Origin of the sequence: Streptomyces zaehneri, from assembly GCF_032248645.1 — a bacterium.
Taxonomy (GTDB): Bacteria; Actinomycetota; Actinomycetes; order Streptomycetales; family Streptomycetaceae; genus Streptomyces; species Streptomyces coriariae.
Window position 1 is genome coordinate 163569 of record NZ_JASTTJ010000016.1, and the last position, 20417, is coordinate 183985.

Consider the following 20417-nt stretch of genomic DNA (forward strand, 5'->3'; position numbering starts at 1 on the left):
TTCCGGCTCGTTACCCGGTACGGACGCAACGCCCCCGAACCCCTCCGAAAGGGCCCGTAGCCGAGATGAAGTCGACCACCCGAGGAACCCTCGCCGCAGTCATCACGTGTGTGGCGGCCGCCGCCGGTGCCGCAGCCTGCGTGACCCCCGCCGCCGCGATCGGCACGGTGCCCGTTCCCGTACCGCTCGACGGAGTCGAGAAGTCCCTCAACGTGGAACTGCCCACGATCGGCGGCGAGATCCCCCTGCCGACGCCCGGCGCGCCCGAGGGGCCGCGTTTCGTCGAGGGCCGGCTCATTCCGGACCGGGTCGTTCCGCAGCTGCCCGTCGCCGCGGGGCTGCCCGGTGTGGGGCTGCGGGCGCCCCTGCCGGAGGTCCTGGGGAGCGACTTCAACCACCTCGGCCTCGCCGCCCCCGCCTCCGACCTGCGCACGCAGAGCCCGGGTCTGACCCTGGACGCCCCGCTGACCGCGCCCAACCCGGACCGCTTCGGCCTGCCGGACCTCCAGCTGCCCCAGGCAGGAGTGATCACCCCGGTCCTCCGGGCGGTGCCCGGCGCGGACCTCGGTGTGGGCGAGGGGCTCTAGCCCCTTCGGCGGGCGAACCGCCACGAACCACGGGCCCGGACGCCGTCGTCCGGGCCCGTCGCCGTGCCCGGATCCACGCCCCCGGCGGACCGTTCGGGCGCCGGGCGGTGACCAGGAGGGCCGTCCGGCGGTTACTCCCATGGAAACGCTGCGGAAAGCCGCTACCGAAACCCGCTATGCGGACCCGCGAATGAACCCCGTTACAGGGACCCGCTACAGAAACCCGCTACGGACAGCCGGACCGGATCAGTGGACCGGGCCGGTGCACCGGACGAGGAGCACACCATGGTCGTCAGCGTCGACGGAGTACCCGTGACCGCAGTGCCGGTGGTCACGGGCAGACCCGGCACGGCGCACCGCGCACGGCGACGGGACCTGCTGCGCGGGCTGCTCGGCGCCGCCGCGGCCCTCGCGATCGTCCCCGTCGTCACCGCCTCCCGGCCCTCGCGCCCGGCTGAGGGCGGTCCCACGGACTCCTTCGACGAGACCTACCGGGGCCGGCACATCCAGGGCGCGCTCGCCTCGACGGGAGCCGCGGCCGCGGCGGAGGTCCGGTGGGACATCACGGTCGACGGCCGCCCCCTGCACCTCATGCGCCGCGCCGACGGCACCTGGCTGAGCATGGTCGACCACTACAGCTCGTACGCCACCCCGCTGGAGGCGGCCCGTGCCGCCGTGGACGGGCTCGGCCCGGGGGAGCGGCTGCGCGCGGCGGATCCAGTACACCGACACCCGCACATGGGGGGACACCATGGCCTACACCCGTAAGGACGTCAGCACACTCACCAGCGCCGAACGACGGCGCTTCGTGAAGGCGCTGCTGGAGATCAAACGGAGTGGCGAGTACGACGAGTTCGTCCGCATGCACATCGACTACTACGTGTCCGACGGCGACGGAGGGCTGCGGACGGCCCATATGGCGCCCTCCTTCCTGCCCTGGCACCGAAGGTTCCTGCTGGACCTCGAGCAGGCACTGCGCCGGGTCGACTCCTCGGTGACGGTGCCCTACTGGGACTGGACGCGCGACCGCACCGCGACCGCCGCGCCCTGGACCAGGGATCTCCTCGGTGGCAACGGACGGCGCTCCGACCACCAGGTGACGACCGGGCCGTTCGCCTACGCCACCGGCGACTGGACCATCAAGGAGAACGTGACCGACGGGGAGTTCCTCACCCGGGACCTCGGCCGCGCCGCCGCCCCGATCGGCCTGCCCACCGGGACCGACGTGGACCGAGCGCTCCAGGACCCCGTCTACGACACCGCGCCCTGGGACTCGACGGTCACCCGGGGCTTCCGCAACAAGCTGGAGGGATGGGGCACCGGCTCGGGCAGCGCCGCCTGGCGCAACCACAACCGGGTGCACCGGTGGGTCGGCGGGGTCATGCTCGGCGGCGCGTCGGTCAACGACCCCGTCTTCTGGCTGCATCACGCCTTCGTCGACCTGCTGTGGACCCGCTGGCAGCGCAGGCACCGCGAACACCGCTACCTGCCCGCCGAACCGCCGGGGCCGACCAGCCGCCAGTACCGCCGGGTCGTCGCCCGGCGGGAGAAGCTGCCCCCGTGGGACGTGACCCCGGACCAGTTGGAGGACGCGTCCCGGATCTACCGGTACGCGTGACCGGGCCGCGGTGAGCCCGTCGCGGTGAGCCTGTAGGCGAGCCCGTAGGTGAGCCGGTCGTGGTGAACCGCCCGCGGACAGGGGGAGAGCCCCGGCGCTCGAGGTGCCGGGGCTCTCCTGGTGGTACGTACGCGAGGTACGACCGGGGTGTACGTCCGGGACGTACGGGGTGAAGCTCAGCCGCCGTAACCGCCGCTGTGCTTGTCGTGGTGCTTGTCGCCACCCTTGTGGTGGTCGCTGACGTTGGCGCAGGTGTTGCCGAAGGCCGGGTTCAGCAGGCCGACGACGCTGATGCTGTTGCCGCAGAGGTTGACCGGGATGTTGACCGGAACCTGGACGACGTTGCCCGACAGGACACCCGGCGAACCCACGGCCGCGCCCTGCGCACCCGCGTCCGCCATGGCCAGGCCGGCTCCGCTGACCACCACGGCGCTGGTGCCGAGGGCAACAGCGGCCACCTTCGCGATGCGAGACATCACGTTCTCCTTAGGGAATCGGTTCGTGCGGTGGCAGGGGACGCCGCCGCACTCCCCGTTCAACGCCGGCACCGTGAGCGAGTCACGGTGCGTTCGGACGGATCACCCTTTTTGAACAGGACGGTCGTACAGTCGGGTGGCTAGTGCGACTGGAGATGTGCCGCGACGAAGTCGGTCAGGGTGGCGATGGACTGCAGGCTGTCCAGGCTCAGATCCAGCGCGGCCACGTCCACGCCGTAGCGCTTGTCGACCGTGCCCAGCAGGGTGACGCCGGCCAGTGAGGTGAGGCCGATCTCCGGGCCGAACAGGTCGGTGTCGGCGGGGAGTTCCGCGACCGACGCCTCGTCCAGACGGGCCGCCTCGGCGATCAGTGAACGGAGCTCCCGTTCCACCGCGGCCCGCTCTTGGATGTCAGTCACGCTTCGGTGTCCTCTCGGTCGGATACCCGCAGCCACACGGGTGACCCGGGCAGGTCGCCCTGGAGTGTTCTGCCCAGGACCGCCGAATCCGCAGCGGTGGCGGTGGCGGTGGCAGTGGCGGCAGGGCTGGTGGGGGTGGCGGTGGCGTCCGTGCGGCGCAGGCCTGCCTGGCGGAGCAGGATGCGCATCTCCAGGTTGGCGTCCGTCGGGCGCAGGGTCACCCGGAACTCCTCGGCGCCGGCCTCGCGGGCCCGCTCCATCAGCCGGAACAGGAAGGCCGCCGCCGCGCCCCGGCCGGCCACCCGGCAGGAGAGCGCGAGCAGCGGGACGGACCAGGCGGCGGGTGCACCGCCGTCGGCGCGGTGCGTGCGGTCGACGAGGGCGGCGCCGATGATGCCGTAGTCGCCGAAACGGTCCGTCATGCGGGCGGTGTACAGGTCGTGTCCGTCCGAGGCGGCCAGCTCGCGCAGGCGGTCGGGGGTGAGCCCGGAGGAGTTCAGCCGGTGGGTACGGGCGGCGAGTTCCAGCGCGCGCGGGATCTCGTCGGCCGTGGCGACGCCGACGGTGAGGCGCATGTCGCACCAGCGCAGGAACTCCTCGCGCGAGCCCGCGAAGCGTTCGCCCTCGGCCCTGCGGGTCTCCTCCGTGCGGTAGCGGCGCACGCGTTCGCGGGACTCGGCGGTGACCTCCCGGCCCTCGAACGCGGCCAGCAGCGCGGGCACGTCCTCGGGCGCGAGGGTGCGTACGTCCGGCAGGAGGGCCTCGACCTCGGCGCGCTCGTACGGGGAGTCGTCGACCAGGACCAGGGCGTCCACCGCGATGCCGAGGTCCTTCGCGATCCTGCGCAGCGACTCGCTCTTGTCCTGCCAGGACACCTGCGGGGCCAGGAAGCGCTCCCGCACCTCCGGCACGGCGTCCAGCCGGTCGAGCACCGAGGGCGCGCTGCGGCTCGCGATGCTGCTGAGCACACCGCGGGCCGCAAGGGCGTCGATCGCGGCGAGCGCCGCGGGGCGGGGCGTGGGCAGGTCGTCGGTGGCCGACTCGACGGCGATCTCGTCCCACAGGGTGCCGTCGAGATCCCACACGACGCACTTGACGCCGTCGGGATCGAAGTCGTCCGTGACGCTCATCGGGCGCTGTCTCCCTCCGGCTCGCCCTCGGGGAGGAACAGTTTCATCGACAGGCTGGTGGGGTCGAAGCCGAACTTGCGGTAGACCGTGCGCATCGGGACGTTGCCCACGTGCACCCGGCCGACGACCTCGGTGATGCCGCGGGCGAGGCAGAACTCCAGACCTGCGGTGAGGAGGAGTTCGGCGACGTCGCTGCGGTTGTCCACCGGGGACACCGCCAGGGAACGGAAGTTGGCGTATCGGTCGCCGGTCATCGCGTTCTGGTTGATGCTCACCCAGCACCAGCCCACGGGCTCCTCGCCCGGCCCGTCGGCGACGATCATGCCCTCCTTCGACTTCTCCATGGCACGGCCGAGGCGGGACTCCCACCGCGCGGGGTCGTCGATGGCGTCCTCGCCGAAGGAGACACGGGCGATCTCGGCCTCGAACCTCCCGATGGCCGGCAGATCGCGCTCGTCTGCCTGGCGGGTGACGTACGGCCGGGCCCGCTCGGCGAGGGCGGCACGGTCCTGCTCGGCCGGCGGACGCCAGCCGTGGGCGCGTCCGACGGGAGCGGCCGGAGCCGGAGCGGGGGTGGGCGCTGCCTGCTGGACGGGGGCCTGGACAGGGACCCGCACGGAGGCTTGGACGAGGGGCTGGACCGGGGCGGGAGGCTGCTCGGCCGGGGGCGCCGGATCCTCCGCCGGGACCAGGCGGCCGGGGCGGAAGGGGCCCTTGCCGCAGTTCGGGCAGCCCTCCTCGCGCAGGGCGGCGACCGAGGTCCAGCGGGCGCCGGGCCCGACGCGGAGCCGGGCGTCGCACGCCACGCACGTGTACTCGCGCTGCCGGGTCCGCTTGTCACCCGTGTAGAGGGGACCGCTGAACTCGCCCGCGTGGGAGGGGGCCGTCGAGGTGGTCGTGAGCAGGTGCTGGAAGAAGCCGACACCGCCGAGGATGCCGCTGCCCTCGTACTCGTTGAAGTTGCGGACGAAACCGTTGGTGACCAGGCCCAGCCCCATGATCTCCCGCTGTACCTCCAGCATCTCGTCCGGGCTCTTGCCGCCGAACGAGAAGAAGATGCTGTGCGAGGGTCCGGGCCGCAGTCCTTCCACGGCACGGGAGAGGAAGAGCCGGGCGCCTTCGGCGGTGTAAGGCGGGTCCGTCATGGCCACGTCGTGCTGCTCGTGGAGCTCGGCGGGCAGCGGCAGGCGCAGGTCGTGCTGGACGGTCTCGATACGGGTACCGAGGCCGGCCGACACCTTCTTGATGTAGTCGAGGATCTCCGGGGAGATGTCCACGACGGTCACCTGCTCGACGATCGGACCGCCGAGCACGTCGCCCACCACGGCGACGGCGAGGGACACCAGGTCGTCGTCGCCGATCAGCAGCAGGGAGCCGCCGGGCAGCGCGCCCGCCGTGAGCAGCGCGAGCACCCGGCGCACCTTGGTCTCGGCCGTGCAGTGCGACTGGTCGATCGCCATGTCCGCGGCGGGACCCGACTCCATGAGGGCACGCAGCCGCCGCACGGCTTCGTCCAGGACGTCCGGGATCACGAGCTCGCGCCCGTCACAGGTGGTGCAGGTGGCGTCGAGGATCAGGTCCATGCCGAGCTGGGCGACGAGGTCCAGACCGGCCTCGGTCAGCCGGGACGGACGCTGCGTGGTGACGAATCCCCGGCGGCGCAGTTCGTTCCCGAGGGCGGCCACGATCGGGACGGGCAGCCCGGTCGCGCGGCTGAGGTCCTTCGTGGACGCGGGCGCCAGACGGCGCAGCGCACGCAGGACGGACCGGACTCCGGGCGGGCCCTCCTGGAGCCGGACGGCTTCGGCGACTTCCGTGAGCACGGAATCCGCAGTGGTGCTCCGAGGGTGCCGACGCGCGTTCGTCACAATGCTGCTCCAGGCAAGCTGATTGATGGATTCCGGGACTATCGAGTATACGGGCTGGTACGCAGGCCCACGGACCCACTGGGGCGGCCGGGAACAGGGCGGGAATCGATGCGGAATCCGATCGGGATTCGAGCGGGCGACGGGGAATTCCGTGACGACTGTGCATGTTCTGTATGGAATTCTTTTCGCTGCGCCACCCTGATTTTCACGGCAAGGTCTGGAGAAATGTTTCCGTAAGGCGTGCGGTGGTGTTTCCGGAAGGTGCGCGGTGGGTTTTCGGACGAATTCCCCGAACTCCCTCCTCCCCTCTTGACGTGGTGCACGCGCGAGCCCTGGAGCGCCCCGGATGCTACGCTGGGTACCGGCGAGCGCCGCTTACCGGCCTCGCGACCTTCCCCTTTGGCCGCGCGGACCAGCGCAGATCTATGTGAAAGGAGACGGGGGCAGCGGTTCGTCACCCCCGGTTCCCCATGACCAACTCCGCCAACCTCGCCACCGAGGGTATAAACGTCGACGATCTGTGCTCTTATGCCGTCGATGTATGGGTGAGCGATCACAGTATCCTGACCGACGAGGAGCGCCTCCTCCAGGTACTGCGCACGGCCGCCGAAAAGGGAAACGCCACGGTTCTCGGCGAGGCGTCGCACGTTTTCCCGAACGGCGCCGTCACCGCGATTCTCCTGCTTTCCGCTTCGCACCTGAGCATTCACACCTGGCCCGAATTCAGCCTGGCCAACGTCGACCTGCTCGCCTATGGCCGACTCAACGGCGAGCGGATGATGCAGAGCGTGGAGGTCGGCCTTTCGCCGACGCGGATCAACGTGACGCGCATGCTGCGAGCGGTTCACTGACCTGGTTCGACGGGTCGACGGGTGCGGCCGGTTCGGCGCGTTCGGCCGGGCCGAGTGCTGCAACCGGCCCGACTGATCCGTCTGGCACGACTGGCCCGACTGATTCGACTGACTGATTCGACTGACTGATTCGACTGGTTCACTGAACTGCTCTGCGACCTGCTCAGCTGCCGCAGGTCTCACAGCCACGTCTCACAGCCACCCCGACAGCGACTCGACGAAAGCGTCGAACCGGTCCCGGTGGATCGCGTGCGGTGCGTCGGGCACCGTACGCACCTCGAAACCGCGCCGCACCAGTTCCGCCCGCATCTCCGCACTGACGAGCATGCTCGGGTCCGAGGTCTGGACGAGCGAGGGCACCAGAGCCTTCTCCGGCGTGTGGTCGATGTGCCGGTGGGAGGAGAGCGCGAGTGCCGTTTTCTCGTCCCAGCGGTCGAGGGCCTGCTGCTCGGCCGCCACCCGCTTCTCGAGTCGCTCGTCCGGTTCCCCGTCGAGCGGCGGGCGCGAGAGCGCGGCCAGAGCGCGGGACGAGCGCTTGAAGAGCGTGAAGAGGGCCGGGTCCAGGGACCCGTGGGCCCCGGCGAGCTGCCAGGCCGGTTCCGAGTAGACGGCGCGAGCCGGTTGCAGCTCCGCCACCGCGAGGGCCAGGGCCAGCGCGCCCAGCGAATGGCCCAGCGCCACTTCCGGGGCGTGCGGCAGCGTCTCTAGGAGATCCTCGGCGAAGAGCCGGGGCTCGTACTCCCCGCGCGCGCTGACGCCGTGCCCGCGCAGATCCACGGCGAGGACGCGGTAGCCCCGTCCGGTCAGGACCGGGACCAGCTCGTGCCACGTGCGGTGGTCGGACATGATGCCGTGGACGAGGACGGCGACGCGCTCGCCCGTTCCCCACTCCTGTGTGTGCAGTCGCATGCGGCTGCCCCTCGTGTGGTGTGGTGTGAGCAGGAGTGTAGTGGCGTGGGCTGATCATCGAACCAGGACGAGGCGCTGTGACAGGACACCCGGTGCAGGTGTGGTGGGCCCGTCTGGAGGACGCCCGGATGGGCCTGCGGGCACTCCTCGATCCCGTGGAACGCGTCCGGTACGAGTCGACCGTCGACCCCGGGGGCAGGGGTCGGTTCCTGGTCGGCTGCGCCCTCAGCCGCCTGGTCCTGGGCGAACTCCTCGGGCTGCCCCCGGCGGACGTCCCCCTGCGCCGCGTGTGTCCACGCTGCGGCGGACCGCACGGCAAGGTCCACCTGGCACCTCCGCCGGACGGCCCTTCGGGGACCCTTCCGGCCTACGGCTGCTCCGTCACCTTCTCCGTCACCCACAGCGGCGCGCTCGTCGGCGTGGCTGTCTGCCGGGGCGGGGAGGTGGGTCTCGACGTCGAGGAGTCCCACGGTGACATGGACATCGACTCCGCCGCCCGCGTCGCCCTGTCCGACGTGGAACTCGCCGCGCTGTACGCCCGCCCGGCAGCAGAACGGCAGCCCGCCTTCCTGCGTGTCTGGACGCGCAAGGAAGCCGTACTCAAAGCGCTCGGCGTGGGGCTGGGGGTGCCCCTGCGCGAGCTGGAGGTATCCGGGCCCGAGCAACCACCGGAGGTCCTCGCCTGGCCCGACCGCCTCGCCACCCGGCCCCGCGTGAGCTTGGCGGACACGGTCGTCGACGGCATGCACCCCGCGGCGGTGGCGGTGGTGGTCGCCGGGGGCGCGGCGGGGAAGGGGCGAGGAGAGGCCGGCGGGGTGCGGGTCACCGTGCACGACGGCTCGGAGCCGCTGGCCGAGTACGACCATTGATCTCGGAACCGAACCGAACCGACCGACACCGGGGAGATCCATCCCACCCGCCCAGGTGGCCGAACGGGCGGGAAACGGTGTGCTGGTGCTGCCGGCCACTTGCGCACGGTGCGGCGAGGGGAAGCTGCCTGACTTGAAAAGACGCCTGGAGGACGCGGGGGATCCTGCCGGGCCGCGGACGCGGGCTGCGGCTTCGCGCCAAGAATTTCGACACGCATTCGACAGGGCCACCCGCGAAATCCCGGTGACGGCCGGACAGCCCCGGAACCTCCCCATGATCGTAGGGGGGAGCGTCCGGGGCTTCGCCGTGTCGTGTGAAACGTGCTCTGAACAGCAAAAATGCCCTCCCGAAGGGAGGGCGGAGACTTGCGCCCCCGGCAGGACTCGAACCTGCGGCCAAGCGCTTAGAAGGCGCCTGCTCTATCCACTGAGCTACGGGGGCCGGGTGTGGTGGCCTCGTACGTGCTGCCCGGGTGTGGGCTGATCCGTGACGTTGCCGGGGACAAGGATAGGGCTCCCGGTTCCTTGTCCCGGTTGCTTCGCCTCCGTGGCTCAATGTGGAGGTTCAGTGAAGCGGTCCTGATAATCGCAGGCAGGTGCGAATCGTGCATCGCTTTTCGCGTCCCGGGCCACGGGTGTTGTGCACTCGTTATGCCTGCGCTGTGCCTCTGTCCCAGTCGTACCTTCCGTCCCTTGTGTCCTATCGGCGCGCAGACATGCCTATATGCTTCATAAATCCCCTAAAATTGGGCATTCTTCGCATGTGGTGACCTTGGACGTACGGCCTCAGCTGCTCGACGCACTTTCCGCCCTGCGCGACCGTGTCGCCGCCGCACGCTTCCCGCTTCCCCTGGCGGGGGCCCCACGCGCGCGTGCCAATCGCGACGAACTGCTCGCCCAGCTCGACGACTATCTGGTGCCCCGGCTCAAGCAGCCCGACGCGCCGATGCTGGTCGTCGTGGGCGGCTCCACCGGCGCCGGTAAGTCGACCCTCGTCAACTCCCTGGTGGGCCAGCGCGTCAGCGAGGCGGGCGTGTTGCGGCCGACGACACGGACTCCGGTCCTCGTATGCCATCCGGAGGACCATCACTGGTTCAGCGGCATGCGGGTACTGCCGCGGCTCACACGCGTGTGGGCGCCCCATCAGGATTCCGCGGACGACCTGTTGCTGCCCGGCGAGGACAGCAGACACGCGTTGCGGATCGAGACCGCAGACACCCTCCCACCGGGCCTCGCGCTCCTGGACGCACCCGACATCGACTCGCTCGTCGCCGACAATCGCGTGCTCGCCGCCGAACTGATCTGCGCCGCCGACATCTGGGTGATGGTCACGACCGCCGCCCGATACGCCGACGCCGTGCCCTGGCACCTGCTCCGCACCGCCAAGGAGTACGACGCCATGCTCGTGACGGTCCTCGACCGCGTACCCCACCAGCTCGTCTCCGAGGTGTCCCGGCAGTACGGCGCGCTGCTCACCAAGGCCGGGCTGGGCGACGTACCGCGCTTCACGGTGCCCGAACTGCCCGAGTCCGCGTGGGGCGGCGGGCTTCTCCCGGCCACCGCCGTGGCGCCGCTGCGGAACTGGCTCGTCCACCACGTCCAGGACCCCGGCTCCCGCCGCCACGCCCTGGCCCGCACGGCCAGGGGCGTCCTCGACTCCCTCAACGCCCGGATGCCCGAACTGGCGGGCGCCGCCGCCTCGCAGTACGCCGCCGCGCTGCGCCTCACCTCGGCCGTCGACACGGCGTACGACACCGAGTACACGCGCGTGCGGGGCCGTCTGCAGAGCGGTGCCGTGCTCGCAGGCGACGCGCTCAAACGCTGGCGGGCCTTCCCTCTGGACTGCACCGCCGGTGAACTCCTCGACGCACTGGTGGAGAGCCTCGGTGCCCTCCTGCTGTGCGCCGTCACCGCCGCCGACGAGCGCGTCGACGATGCCTGGCGGCGCGAACCGGCCTCGGACGCACCGGAGCTGACGGACGGGGACGCCTCGCAGGAGAGCGCCGAGCACCGGATCGGCCTGGCCGTACGACGCTGGAGGCGCGAGCTCGAGGAGTACGCCGAGGACGAGGTCCGCGGCCTCGAACGCGGTGTCGCGCCGGACCCGGAGTCGGTCGCCGCCCTCGTCGCCACCGCCCTGCTGGGCGGCCGCAGGGCGCGTTCGGCCGGAGAGGGGCTCGCCGAACGGATCGGGGCCCACGGGGCCCTGCGGCTGCGCGACCGGGCCGGACGGCTGCTCACCGAACACCTCGACCGCGTGCTGCACACCGAACGCGAACGGCGCCTCGCGCCCCTCGACGGACTCGAAGTCCACCCCGAACCCCAGGCCGAACTCATCGCCGCGCTGTCCGTACTTCAGAAGGAGAGGTGACCGGTGACCGCCGTCACTGACCAGGACCACACGGACAACGGCCGTACTGACAAGGGCCGTACTGACAACGGTCGGGCCGACAACGACCGGGCCGACAACGACCGGATCGGCAGCGACCACAGGAGCGGTAAGGACAGCAAAAGCAGCAGCCCGGGGACCGGGGATAACCCGGGAGCCGGAGAGCAGGAGCAGGCGCAGGACCGCGCGGGCGCGGAGGACGGTGGTAGGGCGGAGAAACTCGCGAAGGTGCCCGCGAAGCTGCCCGTGAGGGATTCCGCGCAGGAACCCCGTGCGCAGGAGGCGGCCGTCCACGCGCGCGTGTCCGACGCCGACGGGGTCACCACCCCTCGCACGGCCCCCGGCGCCGGCCCGCACACGCCCTCCCGCAGGGAACTCCGTTCGGAACCCAGGCCTGACCAGGGTGTGGAATCAGGTGCGGAACCAGGTGCGGAATCAGATGACGAACCGGGTACGGACTCCGCCGGGGCCTGGGACGACGGGCTCATCGCCCGCCGCGTGAGCGAGGCCGCAGCCGCCGAGCAGGCCGCCGTCATGGAGACACGGGTCGGCGGTGGCGGCGGGAGCGCCCTGCCGTCGACCCCGCTCACGTACGACGCCCCCCTGCGGTCCCGGCTCGACGCGCTGCGTGAACTCGTGGGGTTGTCCCGCACGCGGCTCGACAGCCGGACCCTCGCCGAGGCCGGCCGGGTGCTCGACGAGGCGGCGGCCCGGCGCAGGCTCTCCGGTCAGCACACCGTCGTCGCCATCGCGGGCGCCACCGGGAGCGGCAAGTCGCAGCTGTTCAACGCCCTCGCCGGAGTGAACATCTCGGAGACGGGCGTACGCCGCCCGACCACCTCCGCACCCATCGCGTGCAGTTGGAGCGACGGCTCGTCGACCCTCATCGACCGACTGGGCATCCCGGGCCGACTGCGCAGGCGGCCGGTCCAGAGTCAGGACGCCGAGGCGCAGCTGCGCGGGCTCGTCCTGATCGACCTGCCCGACCACGACTCGGCGGCCGTGCAGCACCGCGAGCAGGTCGACCGCGTTCTGGCACTCGTCGACGCCGTCATCTGGGTCGTCGACCCCGAGAAGTACGCCGACGCCATCCTCCACGAGCGCTACCTGCGGCCCATGGCGGGCCACGCGGAGATCATGTTCATCGTCCTCAACCAGGTGGACCGGCTCCCCGGCGAGGCCGCCGAGCTGGTCCTGGACGACCTGCGACGCCTGCTCGACGAGGACGGCGTCGCCCTCGGCGAGTACGGCGAACCGGGCGCCACCGTGCTCGCCCTGTCCGCGCTGACCGGCGACGGCATCGGAGAACTGCGCGAAGTGCTCGGCCAGTTCGTCACGGAGCGCGGTGCCGCGGCACGGCGGATCGCCGCCGATGTGGACGCCGCCGCATGGCGGCTGCGGCCCGTCTACGCCACCGGGCGGCGCACCGGGCTCACCGAGGAGGCGCGGGACGAGTTCGCGGACCGCCTGGCGGACGCCGTGGGCGCCACCGCCGCGGGCGAGGCCGCCGAACGCGCCTGGCTGCGCAACGCGGGCCGGGCATGCGGAACGCCGTGGCTGCGGCTGTGGCGGTGGCAGCAGGACCGGCGCGACCCTCCCACCGGACGGCTGCCGGTCCGTGCCCCGGCCGACGAGGAGGCCACAGCACGGCAACGCGTCGAGCAGGCGGTGCGCACGGTGTCCGAGCGGGCCTCGGCGGGTCTGCCCATGCCGTGGGCGCAGGCCGTGCGGGAGGCGGCCGTCCGCGGCGCACAGGGGCTGCCCGAGGCGTTGGACCAACTGGCGGCTCGGGCCGGGCTGCCATCGGGGCGGCCGCCGCGGCCGGGCTGGTGGCCGGTGGCCGTGCTGGCACAGGCGTGCATGACCCTGCTCCAGGTGGTCGGCGGGCTGTGGCTGCTCGGACAGATCGTCGGGGTGATGGCGCCGAACCTTGGGGTTCCGGTGCTGCTGATGGTGACGGGCATCATCGGCGGCCCGCTCGTCGAGTGGAGCTGCCGACTGGCGGCACGGGGGCCGGCCAGGCGGTACGGGCAGGACGCGGAGCGTCGGTTGCGGGAGGCGGCGGCCGGCTGCGGCCGGGCCCGGGTACTGGATCCCGTCGCCGCGGAACTGCTGCGGTACCGGGAGGTCCGGGAGCAGTACGGGCGGGTCACGGGGGTGGGGGCCGCCGCTCGGTGAGGTGCCGTGGGTGATCCACGAGGAGGCACCCGCGAGGGGTGATCCGCGGAGGGTGATCCACATGGAGTGATCCGCATGAGGTGATCCGCATGAGGTGATCCGAGTCGGGTGATCCACAGGGTGGGGCGCGTGGATCACTCGTCCGGGTGGTGGAGTTTTCCACAGGCGGTGAGTGGTCCACAGCGCTCGGCGGGCCCGGTCCGACGGAGGCAGTCTGGCTTCACGGTGATCGCGACGGATGCGGTCGCCGTGAGGGCGGTGACGGTACGCGGTGAAAAGGCCGCGGCTGTCACGGCTGACGCAGCCGTGCGGGACGGGCCCGTACGTGTATCCGGGCGGTGCGACCGTCCGGCGAGGAGGGGTTCACGATGAACGAGACGATGGTCTGCGCGGTCGGCAACGTGGCGACGCAGCCGGTCTACCGGGACCTGGCGGCGGGGGCGTCGGCAAGGTTCCGGCTGGCGGTGACCTCGCGCTACTGGGACCGCGAGAAGGGCAGCTGGACCGACGGGCACACCAACTTCTTCACGGTGTGGGCCAATCGGCAACTGGCCGCCAACGCGGCGGCCTCGCTGAACGTCGGCGACCCGGTGATGGTGCAGGGCAGGCTGAGGGTGCGTACGGAGTCGCGCGAGGGACAGCAGAGCTGGACGTCGGCGGACATCGACGCCGTGGCGATCGGCCACGACATCTCGCGGGGCACCTCCGCCTTCCGGCGGTCGGGCCGACCCGAGCCGATGGCCGTCGGCGCACCGGCGCGGCCCGAGCCCGACTGGGAGACACCGTCCGCCGATGCCACCGAGCCGGAGCCCGACACCCCGCAGCGCCGACGGCGTGAGCCGGCGGCGGTGACATGAGCTGAGGGGCAGGACGGTGCGGCGGGGTGCGGCGTAGTGCGGTGCGGTGCGGTGTGGGAGGAAGCGAGGATGCGCCTTCATGCGACGGATCGGTGACGGATTGTCAGCGCCCCTGCCGTGCCGACGCTGACCGAACTGCGGCTTATCGACGCATGCGGTTCGAGCAACCAAGCGGATTTGTCGACAAGCTCGACTTCTGGGCGATCTTGGGGATAACGATTCCGAGTCGGATCGGTGATCCGGTGGGATGACCGGGAAGCGCGCTGTGCGACCTCTCTAGGATGCCGGACGTGGCTCACGGGGCTTCTGATTCTGCTGGTGGGACCCGTACCCCCCACATCAACGGGTCCTGCTCGAAGGGGAATTGTGTGATTTGTTCGTTCTCCGCGCCGCTCGTACGCGGGCGAGCGGCGGTCCGCCTCGCCGCGGCGGCGTTGGCATCCGGCCTCTTCGCGGTCGGCGCGATCGTCGGCGCGGGCACGGCCGCCGCCGCCGAGGTGACACAGAGTCAGGGCGGGGCCACCGCGACGATAGGCGGCCTCAAGACCTACGGCACCGCGGTGATCCACGTCGACGGCGGCGACCAGGAGGTCTCGGCCGGCCTGTTCGAGATGTCCGTCGAGGGCGGCGGCACCTTGCAGACCTACTGCGTCGACCTCTACAACCCCACGCAGAAGGACGCCAAGTACCAGGAGACGCCCTGGAGCGGCACCTCGCTGGGCGCCAACAAGGACGCGGGCCGCATCCGTTGGATCCTTCAGCACTCCTACCCCCAGGTGAACGACCTGGCCTCGCTCGCGGACAAGGCCGGCATCGACGGCGGTCTCACCGAACAGGACGCCGCCACCGGCACCCAGGTGGCCATCTGGCGCTACTCGGACGGCGCGGACGTCGACGCCGTCGACGCGCAGGCCGAGCGGCTCGCGGACTACCTGCAGAAAGCCGCCCGCGCCGTGGCGGAGCCCGAGGCGTCGCTGACCCTGGAGGCGCCCGCCGTCTCCGGTCACCCCGGCGAACTCCTCGGTCCGGTGACCGTGCACACCAACGCGAGCGGCGTGACGGTGACGCCTCCGCTGGACGCCGCCACCAGTGGCGTACGGATCGTCGGCGAGGACGGCAAGGTGGTCACGTCGGTGACGGACGGCAGTCAGCTGTTCTTCGACGTGCCGGCGGATTCGGCCGACGGCTCGGCCGAGCTGACCGTCCAGGCCTCGACCACCGTCCCGGTCGGCCGCGCCTTCACCTCCGAGAGCCGCAGCCAGACCCAGATCCTGGCCGGCTCCAGCGAGTCGACGGTGTCGGCGACGGCGAGCGCGACCTGGGCGAAGCAGGGCGCCATACCGGCACTGTCCGCGGCGAAGAACTGCGCGAAGACCGGCGTGGACATCACTGCCGTCAACCAGGGTGACCAGGTCTTCACCTTCGAGCTGATGGAGACCGAGTACACCATCCCGGCCGGTGCGTCCCAGACGGTGACGATCCCGCTCCAGGAGGACCAGGCCTACGCCTTCACGATCAACGGCCCGCAAGGCGTCGAGAGCCGCTTCACCGGTGTCCTGGACTGCGAGACCCAGGCCGCCGAGACCGCCGGCCTGACCACCCAGACCCTCAGCGAACCGAGCCCGGCCACCGTGGGCGGCACCTCCACCGCCGACGACACCAACCTCGCCGCGACGGGCGGCACCAGCGCCACCCCGCTGATCGCCGGCACTGCCATCGGCCTGGTGGTCATCGGCGGAGCGGCCCTCCTGCTCGTGGGCCGCAAGGAGAACGAGCCCCGACACTGAGCGGAGTCGGCGGGCAGCGGCAGACACAGGCACAGGCACAGGCACAGGTGCAGGTGCAGGGGCATCATCAAAGCTGACAGAGGCTGCCCACGGGTGAACGTCCCCACACCGCTCTGGCCGGGGGCCCAGGTCGTGCCGGGTGAGTGTCCAACTGCGCGACAACGCCGGCAGGCGACGGCTCACGAGCACGGATGCTCACGGATCAGCACCGGCGAGAGGCGCACCGGCGAGGAGCCGTGTTCATCTCGGCGCGACGACGCCGAGCCAATCGGTGATCGCGGAGAAGTCCGCGTCTGTGAGGCCCCGGGCCGCTTCTGCGCGACGGAGCAGCGACGGCCCGGGGTGTTGGGCAGCGACCCAGAGGCGGTCCATGGAGCTGATCTCGTCGTCGACCCAGATGAATGGCCGGCCGTCGGCGTACTCGACGAGGCTGCGGGTCTTCCAGTGCAGGCCGCGGGGGTCCGGCTCGGTGTCCGCGGTGGTGTCCGGCCAATCCGCCACAGGCAGGGTCGGAAGTCCGATCCGTGGGGCGACCACCTCGTTCGCCTTCTCCATCCAGGTCGTGGCCCATACGAGGTCGCAGCCCAGGGCCAGGAGGCGCGCCCCGATCCCGGGGTCAAGCCGCTCCAGCAGTGGGTTCCCCTGATCGGCAGGCGTCGGGACCCCGGTAGTGGCGGCCTGTGGGTGGCCGGGCAACGTCCCGAACGGGATGAGTGGACCATCGACGTCGAGGAAGAGGAGAGGACGCTCTGCTGCGCGTGTCACAGGCGCACGATAGCCCCGCCAGGTGAGGGGAGCGGCGCCCTCGGGCTCGGCCGTCTCTGGGCCGTCCGAGGTCCCCCGAGGGTGCTCGGCGGCGACCGGCAGTGACAGGTCGGCCACGGCCGTCTCCGACGAAAGCCCAGCTCACAGCTCCCCGGCCGAATGGGTTAACACCCAGGGCTGGACCTCAGGCAAGATGGGGTGTATCTGCCCACCTGCCCACTGCCAGATCTCAAGCTGCCGGACGGTTTCTCTTGGCTGAGTACATCTACACCATGCGCAAGACGCGCAAGGCACACGGCGACAAGGTCATCCTTGACGACGTAACGCTGAGCTTCCTGCCCGGCGCGAAGATCGGTGTGGTCGGGCCTAACGGTGCCGGTAAGTCCACCGTTCTGAAGATCATGGCGGGGCTCGAGCAGCCCTCCAACGGTGACGCGTTCCTGTCGCCCGGGTACAGCGTCGGGATGCTGCTCCAGGAGCCGCCGCTCGACGAGTCCAAGACCGTTCTGGAGAACGTGCAGGACGGCGCGGCCGAGGTCATGGGCAAGCTCAAGCGCTTCAACGAGGTCGCCGAGCTGATGGCGACCGACTACTCCGACGCGCTGCTGGACGAGATGGGCAAGCTCCAGGAGGACCTGGACCACGCCAACGCGTGGGACCTGGACACCCAGCTGGAGCAGGCCATGGACGCCCTGGGCTGCCCGCCCGGCGACTGGCCCGTCACCAACCTCTCCGGTGGTGAGCGCCGCCGTGTCGCGCTGTGCAAGCTGCTGCTCGAGGCCCCCGACCTGCTGCTGCTCGACGAGCCCACCAACCACCTGGACGCCGAGTCCGTGCAGTGGCTGGAGCAGCACCTCGCGAAGTACCCCGGCACCGTCGTCGCCGTCACCCACGACCGGTACTTCCTCGACAACGTCGCCGAGTGGATCCTGGAGCTCGACCGCGGTCGCGCCCACCCCTACGAGGGCAACTACTCCACCTACCTCGACACGAAGGCGAGCCGCCTCAAGGTCGAGGGGCAGAAGGACGCCAAGCGTGCGAAGCGTCTGAAGGAAGAGCTCGAGTGGGTGCGGTCCAACGCCAAGGGGCGTCAGGCCAAGTCCAAGGCCCGTCTCGCCCGGTACGAGGAGATGGCGGCCGAGGCCGACAAGATGCGGAAGCTGGACTTCGAGGAGATCCAGATCCCGCCGGGCCCGCGCCTGGGCTCCATCGTCGTCGAGGTCAGCAACCTCTCCAAGGCCTTCGGCGAGAAGGTCCTCATCGACGACCTCAGCTTCACGCTGCCGCGTAACGGCATCGTCGGGATCATCGGCCCGAACGGCGCCGGCAAGACCACCCTCTTCAAGATGATCCAGGGACTCGAGGAGCCGGACTCCGGGTCCATCAAGGTCGGCGAGACCGTCAAGATCTCGTACGTCGACCAGAGCCGCGAGAACATCGACCCGAAGAAGTCGCTGTGGGCCGTGGTCTCCGACGAACTCGACTACATCAACGTCGGGCAGGTGGAGATGCCGTCCCGCGCGTACGTCTCCGCGTTCGGCTTCAAGGGCCCGGACCAGCAGAAGCCGGCCGGTGTGCTCTCCGGTGGTGAGCGCAACCGCCTCAACCTGGCGCTCACCCTCAAGCAGGGCGGCAACCTGCTTCTCCTCGACGAGCCGACGAACGACCTCGACGTCGAGACGCTGTCCTCCCTCGAGAACGCGTTGCTGGAGTTCCCGGGTGCGGCCGTGGTCGTCTCCCACGACCGGTGGTTCCTCGACCGGGTCGCCACGCACATCCTCGCCTACGAGGGTGAGTCCAAGTGGTTCTGGTTCGAGGGCAACTTCGAGTCGTACGAGAAGAACAAGATCGAGCGGCTGGGCGCGGACGCCGCTCGTCCGCACCGCGCCACCTACAAGAAGCTGACCCGGGGCTGATCGATCTTGCGGCACATCTACCGCTGCCCACTGCGCTGGGCGGACATGGACGCGTACGGCCACGTCAACAACGTGGTCTTCCTCCGCTATCTGGAGGAAGCCCGTATCGACTTCCTGTTCCGCCCGGAGAAGGACTTCAAGCAGGGGTCCGTGGTGGCCCGCCACGAGATCGACTACAAGCGGCAGCTCGTCCACCGGCACTCCCCGGTCGACATCGAACTGTGGATCACCCAGATCAGGGCCGCGTCCTTCACCATCGCCTACGAGGTGAAGGACGGCGACCAGATCTATGTCACCGCCTCCACGGTGATCGTGCCGTTCGACTTCGAGGCGCAGCGGCCGCGTCGGCTCACCGCCGAGGAGCGTGACTTCCTGGCCGAGTACCGGGACGACGACGAGGAGGCCGTCGCCGCATGACGGTGCTCCACCTCGCCGACGAGGGGGAGGCGGCGGATGTCGCGGCCTTCCTCTCCCGGCTGCTCCACTACGACCGTGGAGCGGCGGTACGGCTCCAGGCGGCCGGCACCGCGCTCGCCGTCTTCGGCCGGCCGCCCTCCTTCGAGGTGCTCGCGATCCGTGCGGTCCGGCTGGCCAAGCCGTACGAGAACGGCCTCGACGTCACGCTGGACGTGACCGTGTCGGCGGGGGAACTGCTGGAGTCCGTCGACGAGAGCGCCGCGACGGCCGCCGTTCCCGCGGCCGTCACCGGGCCTCCGTGGGCCGGTGTGCTGCCGCCGCGCGGTGGCTGGCGGCCCGAGGCGGGGCTGCCCGGGGCGGACGCGCTGCGTGCGATGGTCGGCGCGGCAGTCGCCGAATTCCGTTCCCGTACCGAGGAGTTGACGGCCGAGCTGCGGACGAGGGCCGAACTCGACCGGATCGGGCGGGAGATCTGGTCCCGGACGGTCGGGGACACCGGCCTTCCCGTGCGCGCCGTGCACGCGGCCCAGTCGCTCGGGTTCCTTCGGCCCTCCACGGGTTCGGAGGAGCTGAGACTGGTCTCCTTCGGCGCGTGGCTGCGGCTGCGCACACCGTACGGGTCGATCGCCGTACGGCGGGCGGGGCGGTTGGGGATGCTCGACGTCAGCGTGCGCTGACGCGCGCCGTCAGCGCCGTCCGCGGCCCAGGTCCCCGTCATACCCCCAGGTTCGTCCCCTGCCGTGCCCCGACGCGTTCCCGCCTCAAGGCCCGACGCGTTCCCGGTTCGTTCGTCCTCTGTCGTGCACTCGGGCCGTTTCCCGTCGCGTCCCCGTGGCGTCCCCGTCGCGCCCCCGGTTCGTCCCTCGGCGCGGTCTACTCCGGGGTGTTCACCATCGACGCCGCCGCGTACGTCAGGTAGTTCCACAGGGTGTGTTCGTGCTCCTCGGACAGACCGAGTTCGTCGACCGCGACCCGCATGTGCTTCAGCCAGGCGTCGTGCGCGGCCCGGTCCACGACGAAGGGGGCGTGCCGCATGCGCAGACGCGGGTGGCCGCGGTGCTCGCTGTAGGTCGTCGGACCGCCCCAGTACTGCATGAGGAACAGCGCGAAACGCTCCTCGGCCGGACCCAGGTCCTCCTCCGGGTACATGGGCCGCAGGACCGGGTCCTCGGCGACTCCCTCGTAGAAACGGTGGACCAGTCGGCGGAAGGTCTCCTCCCCACCGACCTGCTCGTAGAAGGTCTGCTCCTGAAGCGTGCCACGCCGAATCTCTTTCACGTCTCCCATGGTCTCAGACCGGGAGACGGAGGACCTGAGGCTTAGGACCGCCCCCTGCGGTCACTCCCAGCGGCTCGCTTACCGGGGCCGCGCGCCGCACAGT

The 20417-nt window shown here is 70.9% G+C and carries 19 protein-coding genes and 1 tRNA gene; 12 read left to right on the forward strand and 8 right to left on the reverse strand.

Annotation, left to right across the window (positions count from 1 at the left end):
• Positions 1–65 precede the first annotated feature (65 nt).
• From QQM72_RS25415 to QQM72_RS25425, 3 genes are all read left to right on the forward strand, one after another.
• Positions 66–587 carry a hypothetical protein gene (locus QQM72_RS25415; RefSeq protein WP_314223165.1) on the forward strand — a complete coding sequence of 174 codons (522 nt, stop codon included), beginning with the start codon at positions 66–68 and terminating at the stop codon, positions 585–587.
• Between the two features lie 285 nt (positions 588–872).
• Positions 873–1355 carry a tyrosinase family oxidase copper chaperone gene (locus tag QQM72_RS25420; RefSeq protein WP_314223166.1) on the forward strand — a complete coding sequence of 161 codons (483 nt, stop codon included), beginning with the start codon at positions 873–875 and terminating at the stop codon, positions 1353–1355.
• A complete protein-coding gene (locus tag QQM72_RS25425) occupies positions 1339–2205 on the forward strand; it encodes a tyrosinase family protein (RefSeq protein ID WP_314223167.1) in 867 nt (288 codons plus the stop codon). Before QQM72_RS25420 ends, QQM72_RS25425 begins: the two co-directional genes overlap by 17 nt.
• 176 nt (positions 2206–2381) lie before the next feature.
• Here the strand turns inward: QQM72_RS25425 and QQM72_RS25430 are convergent, their stop codons facing one another.
• From QQM72_RS25430 to QQM72_RS25445, 4 genes are all read right to left on the reverse strand, one after another.
• The gene (locus tag QQM72_RS25430; protein WP_314223168.1) at positions 2382–2681 is read right to left on the reverse strand and encodes a chaplin; all 300 of its coding nucleotides are present in this window, start codon (positions 2679–2681) and stop codon (positions 2382–2384) included.
• Between the two features lie 140 nt (positions 2682–2821).
• Positions 2822–3100 (reverse strand): acyl carrier protein, encoded by a 279-nt coding sequence (locus QQM72_RS25435; RefSeq protein WP_314223170.1) that lies wholly within the window; start codon positions 3098–3100, stop codon positions 2822–2824.
• Positions 3097–4230 (reverse strand): HAD-IIIC family phosphatase, encoded by a 1134-nt coding sequence (locus QQM72_RS25440; protein WP_314223171.1) that lies wholly within the window; start codon positions 4228–4230, stop codon positions 3097–3099. The genes QQM72_RS25435 and QQM72_RS25440 overlap by 4 nt, the downstream gene beginning before the upstream one ends.
• Positions 4227–6053: a GNAT family N-acetyltransferase gene (locus QQM72_RS25445; RefSeq protein WP_314223172.1), complete on the reverse strand. Its 1827-nt coding sequence runs from the start codon at positions 6051–6053 to the stop codon at positions 4227–4229. Before QQM72_RS25445 ends, QQM72_RS25440 begins: the two co-directional genes overlap by 4 nt.
• Before the next feature lie 515 nt (positions 6054–6568).
• Here QQM72_RS25445 and QQM72_RS25450 point away from each other — a divergent pair.
• A complete protein-coding gene (locus tag QQM72_RS25450) occupies positions 6569–6949 on the forward strand; it encodes an S-adenosylmethionine decarboxylase family protein (protein ID WP_020132946.1) in 381 nt (126 codons plus the stop codon).
• 192 nt (positions 6950–7141) lie between these two features.
• On the opposite strand, the gene QQM72_RS25455 is transcribed toward QQM72_RS25450, so the two are convergent.
• Positions 7142–7858, reverse strand: coding sequence for an alpha/beta fold hydrolase (locus QQM72_RS25455; RefSeq protein WP_314223173.1), 717 nt, complete (start codon positions 7856–7858; stop codon positions 7142–7144).
• Positions 7859–7935: 77 nt separating this feature from the next.
• Here QQM72_RS25455 and QQM72_RS25460 point away from each other — a divergent pair, with 77 nt between their 5' ends.
• The gene (locus tag QQM72_RS25460) at positions 7936–8727 is read left to right on the forward strand and encodes a 4'-phosphopantetheinyl transferase family protein (RefSeq protein WP_314223174.1); all 792 of its coding nucleotides are present in this window, start codon (positions 7936–7938) and stop codon (positions 8725–8727) included.
• Positions 8728–9096: 369 nt separating this feature from the next.
• On the opposite strand, the gene QQM72_RS25465 is transcribed toward QQM72_RS25460, so the two are convergent.
• Positions 9097–9169, reverse strand: a tRNA-Arg gene (locus QQM72_RS25465).
• A gap of 321 nt (positions 9170–9490) precedes the next feature.
• Here QQM72_RS25465 and QQM72_RS25470 point away from each other — a divergent pair.
• The 4 genes from QQM72_RS25470 (at position 9491) to QQM72_RS25485 (ending at position 15938) form a co-directional block, all read left to right on the forward strand.
• A complete protein-coding gene (locus QQM72_RS25470) occupies positions 9491–11098 on the forward strand; it encodes a dynamin family protein (RefSeq protein ID WP_314223175.1) in 1608 nt (535 codons plus the stop codon).
• A gap of 3 nt (positions 11099–11101) precedes the next feature.
• Positions 11102–13294, forward strand: coding sequence for a YfjP family GTPase (locus QQM72_RS25475; RefSeq protein WP_314223176.1), 2193 nt, complete (start codon positions 11102–11104; stop codon positions 13292–13294).
• A gap of 368 nt (positions 13295–13662) precedes the next feature.
• Positions 13663–14151: a single-stranded DNA-binding protein gene (locus QQM72_RS25480; RefSeq protein ID WP_314223177.1), complete on the forward strand. Its 489-nt coding sequence runs from the start codon at positions 13663–13665 to the stop codon at positions 14149–14151.
• 368 nt (positions 14152–14519) lie between these two features.
• Complete coding sequence (locus QQM72_RS25485; protein ID WP_314223178.1) at positions 14520–15938, forward strand: TQXA domain-containing protein; 1419 nt, start codon at positions 14520–14522, stop codon at positions 15936–15938.
• 240 nt (positions 15939–16178) lie between these two features.
• On the opposite strand, the gene QQM72_RS25490 is transcribed toward QQM72_RS25485, so the two are convergent.
• On the reverse strand, positions 16179–16703 hold the full coding sequence (locus QQM72_RS25490; RefSeq protein WP_314223179.1) for an HAD domain-containing protein: 525 nt from the start codon (positions 16701–16703) through the stop codon (positions 16179–16181).
• A 251-nt stretch (positions 16704–16954) separates the two neighbouring features.
• Between QQM72_RS25490 and ettA the strand changes: the two genes are divergently transcribed.
• Genes ettA through QQM72_RS25505 form a run of 3 tightly spaced genes read left to right on the forward strand, consistent with a single transcriptional unit; the run spans position 16955 to position 19713 of the window.
• Positions 16955–18619 carry an energy-dependent translational throttle protein EttA gene (ettA, locus tag QQM72_RS25495; RefSeq protein WP_171397307.1) on the forward strand — a complete coding sequence of 555 codons (1665 nt, stop codon included), beginning with the start codon at positions 16955–16957 and terminating at the stop codon, positions 18617–18619.
• A 6-nt stretch (positions 18620–18625) separates the two neighbouring features.
• Positions 18626–19036 (forward strand): acyl-CoA thioesterase, encoded by a 411-nt coding sequence (locus QQM72_RS25500; protein WP_142264361.1) that lies wholly within the window; start codon positions 18626–18628, stop codon positions 19034–19036.
• On the forward strand, positions 19033–19713 hold the full coding sequence (locus tag QQM72_RS25505; protein WP_314223180.1) for a hypothetical protein: 681 nt from the start codon (positions 19033–19035) through the stop codon (positions 19711–19713). Before QQM72_RS25500 ends, QQM72_RS25505 begins: the two co-directional genes overlap by 4 nt.
• Before the next feature lie 196 nt (positions 19714–19909).
• On the opposite strand, the gene QQM72_RS25510 is transcribed toward QQM72_RS25505, so the two are convergent.
• A complete protein-coding gene (locus QQM72_RS25510) occupies positions 19910–20323 on the reverse strand; it encodes a globin (protein ID WP_314223181.1) in 414 nt (137 codons plus the stop codon).
• Between the last annotated feature and the right edge of the window lie 94 nt (positions 20324–20417).

Excerpts from the sequence above, each read along its gene's own strand:
- QQM72_RS25430 (WP_314223168.1), bottom strand. The coding sequence starts at position 2,681 with ATGTCTCGCATCGCGAAGGTGGCCGCTGTTGCCCTCGGCACCAGCGCC.
- QQM72_RS25415 (WP_314223165.1), top strand. The coding sequence starts at position 66 with ATGAAGTCGACCACCCGAGGAACCCTCGCCGCAGTCATCACGTGTGTG.
- QQM72_RS25510 (WP_314223181.1), bottom strand. The coding sequence starts at position 20,323 with ATGGGAGACGTGAAAGAGATTCGGCGTGGCACGCTTCAGGAGCAGACC.
- QQM72_RS25505 (WP_314223180.1), top strand. The coding sequence starts at position 19,033 with ATGACGGTGCTCCACCTCGCCGACGAGGGGGAGGCGGCGGATGTCGCG.
- QQM72_RS25455 (WP_314223173.1), bottom strand. The coding sequence starts at position 7,858 with ATGCGACTGCACACACAGGAGTGGGGAACGGGCGAGCGCGTCGCCGTC.
- QQM72_RS25420 (WP_314223166.1), top strand. The coding sequence starts at position 873 with ATGGTCGTCAGCGTCGACGGAGTACCCGTGACCGCAGTGCCGGTGGTC.
- QQM72_RS25425 (WP_314223167.1), top strand. The coding sequence starts at position 1,339 with ATGGCCTACACCCGTAAGGACGTCAGCACACTCACCAGCGCCGAACGA.
- QQM72_RS25440 (WP_314223171.1), bottom strand. The coding sequence starts at position 4,230 with ATGAGCGTCACGGACGACTTCGATCCCGACGGCGTCAAGTGCGTCGTG.
- QQM72_RS25480 (WP_314223177.1), top strand. The coding sequence starts at position 13,663 with ATGAACGAGACGATGGTCTGCGCGGTCGGCAACGTGGCGACGCAGCCG.
- QQM72_RS25450 (WP_020132946.1), top strand. The coding sequence starts at position 6,569 with ATGACCAACTCCGCCAACCTCGCCACCGAGGGTATAAACGTCGACGAT.